The sequence below is a fragment of the Bacillus cereus group sp. MYBK245-2 genome (assembly GCF_051916145.1).
GTDB lineage: Bacteria > Bacillota > Bacilli > Bacillales > Bacillaceae_G > Bacillus_A > Bacillus_A pacificus.
In genome coordinates, this window is record NZ_JBQAGB010000039.1 from 1 (window position 1) to 3,036 (window position 3,036).

Here is a 3,036-nt window from a genome sequence, read left to right on the forward strand (position 1 = left end):
GATGGTAGTTGGGACCTTGTCCCTGTGAGAGTAGGACGTCGCCAAGCAAAAACCTAAGTCGTTTCGACTTAGGTTTTTTTGTGTTTATTTTTATATATCAAATGTCATAATTCATATATTTAGTAATCGTAAAGAGGGAAAAGGATGAAATAGAGACGTTTTAAAATCAACTACCCCAGTGAGACAAGGCCTTTCAGTGGGGGCTTGAGTTCGAGCGCTAGGTCTTTTCGTCTATTGCTAGACAGTTTGACGCTCTAGCATTCATGCTACCCTACGATTTGTCACGTAACTTACTAATCTATCTACACCTAAATCGTAACTCAAAGCGTTACTCGTAGTCGTGGATGGTTTCTTCATTTGAGAAACGTGCATTTCATATGTATAATGCACCTCAAAGAACCGACCTTTTTGCTTCGGTACAATCTAAATGTAGGAGATTTTTTTTTGTCTTAAATTTTTCGGCATACGTATTTTAATGGAACCGAATTTTTTCTGAATGCCACATTCATCGGAACTATCCAATGCCCGTTATTATCCACTTTAGGGACTTGATAGATTTCAATGATTCGTTTGTCAGTGGAACGAGAATAATTTGGGAACTTCAGACGCCCTGTGAACTTCTCAGGATTTTTCTTCCATTGTTCCAACGCTTTAAAAAAGCTCTTCACTTCTGCATATAAGGCTCCGCGAATCGCTTGAACAGAGTTTGATTGAACTCCTGGATAGTTCGTATCGGCTTGCATGGCAGTATCTACTTCTTTTACAGTAGCCATCCTGTTATTGTTTAAGTAACTTTGTTTTATCGTGTATAAGCCAACATTTCGCAATGCTTTTGAGCTATGTGACATGCGCTGAAGTAAACCCCCACTGATTAAAGTTTCAATTTATACAATGTTTTTTCGTTTTTAAAGGATTTCATTCATCAAAAAATCTATAATTAAGGTAATTAACATATATTTTTGATGGGTGTGGGGGATTATGAAAGAAATATGCATGTTATTAGTAGCTGTTATATTATGGGGAACAGCCATTGCACCAACAAAGTGGGCGTTAGAATCTATTCAGCCATTTACTTTGTTATTTATTCGCCTTTTCTTCGCGGGTGGAATTTGTTTGCTATTTTCATTTAAACAATTAAAAAGATCGGTTGTACATAAACAAGTGCCGTGGAAAAGAATGAGTTTACTATCTTTTACTGGTGTAGCTGGTTACTTTATGTTCACATCCTACGGTATTTCTTTAACAAGTGGATTGCATGTTAGTATTATTGATGCTGCTTTACCGTTAGTTACAATTCTTTTTTCAGCGTTCTTTTTGAAAGAAAAAATTAAGCTTAATTATTGGGTTGGTATTGTACTCGGGGCTATTGGAGTACTTCTTATTACAATCCCATCTAGTAACGGGGATCAAGAAGTATCTTTAATAGGAGATATCCTTATTTTATTAAGTACGTTCTTATTTGCCCTCTATACAGTATTGCTGAAACGACCAAAACAAGAAAAGTATTTATCAAACAAGGTTTTTACAACATTAACTTTAATTATTGGAGCTGTTATTTTATTACCATTTGCAATGGTAGAAACTTTTTACTATGGTTTCCCAGAAATCGAAACATGGAAGACTGGATTTAGTGTAATGTATCTTGTTATAGGGGCAACAATTTTAGCGTATTGGCTTTGGAATAGAGCATTAGAGACAGTCTCGGCATCAGTAAGTGGGTTATATTTAAATGCGTTACCATTAATAAGTATTGTTGCTTCAATTGTTTTATTAGATGAGTCTGTGACTTGGAAGATAGTAATAGGAGGAAGTTTAGTTTTAATAGGGGTAGGATGGGCAGATAAACAAAAAATAAGTAAGTTATTAAAGAGGAATAACTTGAATAGTAAGGAATGCTAAGCAGTATGTTGTATATAGTTTAAATAAAAAACACCTTATATATAAGGTGTTTTTTATTTGGAAAGATAATAGATTGAAATCAGTATGGATATTCTTTGCTATATTTATACGTATTGAAATCATTTTGAAATATTGTTTGAACGAGTTGTATACATTCAGTATCATAAAAACTTTCGAAAGTTGGAAGACGGGGGAATAAAGGGTCAGTAATATCGGATTCGCTAAAATTCCCTTTATAAATCATCGAGGGAGTTTGATGATGCCAGGATGTTGAAAACTCATTTATTGGCGCGTTTTTTAATTCGAAACGCTTTTCTAATGCTTTCATATCCTGATTGAAGTTTTCTAAGTATATATAATTGGTTACATATTTTTCTTCATCAGCTATATATTGTTGTGTGAAATGAGGGTTAATACTATTTGCTTGTGCCCCATTAATAAGTAGATAGTATAGAAATTGTTTAAATGAGAGCCCTTTGGACGAATTTTCGTCTTGATATAGAAACTTTCGGATAGGCTTCCATTCGGGATTTTCTATATAAGGAGGTGCAATTAAGGATACGAAAGAACTGACTGCTCTCTTATAAGGGTTACGAACAAGTTTAAAAGTTTCTTTTTGTTTTTCTCGTAACGCTATACCTAGCCGTAGACTATAGGCAGGCGCATTTTTGTATATATCATATTCATAATTATGAATGAAAGGGCTATAATTTAGAGCTGTTTGTAATAAATCAATTTGGTAAAAGAACCACTTGGCAAGAGAAGTACAACCACTTTTTTGGCTCCAAAATAGAATGATAGGAAACTTCTTATGATAGTGTGGATTTCTTGAATGAGCATTGATGATGTGTAATAAGGTAGGATCGAACAACCCCTACACCCCTTTCGGATATTTTAATTATATGTATGGAAAATAAAGAGGAATATGAGTAGCTGTTTCATCTTTTCTAAAAAAACGAAAGATTAATGTTGACTATTACTGAATAGGGGTGTAATATAAAACAAGTCGCCGATGACAACAACGTTGAAAGCGACAAACGAAATGAAAAACTTAGTTGACATTGAAAGATGAAAATGTTAACATAAGGAAGTCGCAAATGAGCGACCAAGTAGTTCTTTGAAAACTGAACGAAACAA

Annotated in this window: 2 protein-coding genes and 1 pseudogene; 1 reads left to right on the forward strand and 2 read right to left on the reverse strand. The window is 34.1% G+C overall.

Going from position 1 to position 3,036, the window contains the following annotated elements:
* Positions 1–276 precede the first annotated feature (276 nt).
* Positions 277–860, reverse strand: a pseudogene (locus tag ACTFRN_RS27965) (RNA-guided endonuclease TnpB family protein); the annotation flags it as partial.
* 118 nt (positions 861–978) lie between these two features.
* On the opposite strand from ACTFRN_RS27965, the gene ACTFRN_RS27970 reads away from it, so the two are divergent.
* Positions 979–1,899 carry a DMT family transporter gene (locus ACTFRN_RS27970; RefSeq protein ID WP_000658266.1) on the forward strand — a complete coding sequence of 307 codons (921 nt, stop codon included), beginning with the start codon at positions 979–981 and terminating at the stop codon, positions 1,897–1,899.
* A 79-nt stretch (positions 1,900–1,978) separates the two neighbouring features.
* On the opposite strand, the gene ACTFRN_RS27975 is transcribed toward ACTFRN_RS27970, so the two are convergent.
* Positions 1,979–2,770: a sulfotransferase family 2 domain-containing protein gene (locus tag ACTFRN_RS27975; protein WP_000460233.1), complete on the reverse strand. Its 792-nt coding sequence runs from the start codon at positions 2,768–2,770 to the stop codon at positions 1,979–1,981.
* Between the last annotated feature and the right edge of the window lie 266 nt (positions 2,771–3,036).

Excerpts from the sequence above, each read along its gene's own strand:
- ACTFRN_RS27970 (WP_000658266.1), top strand. The coding sequence starts at position 979 with ATGAAAGAAATATGCATGTTATTAGTAGCTGTTATATTATGGGGAACA.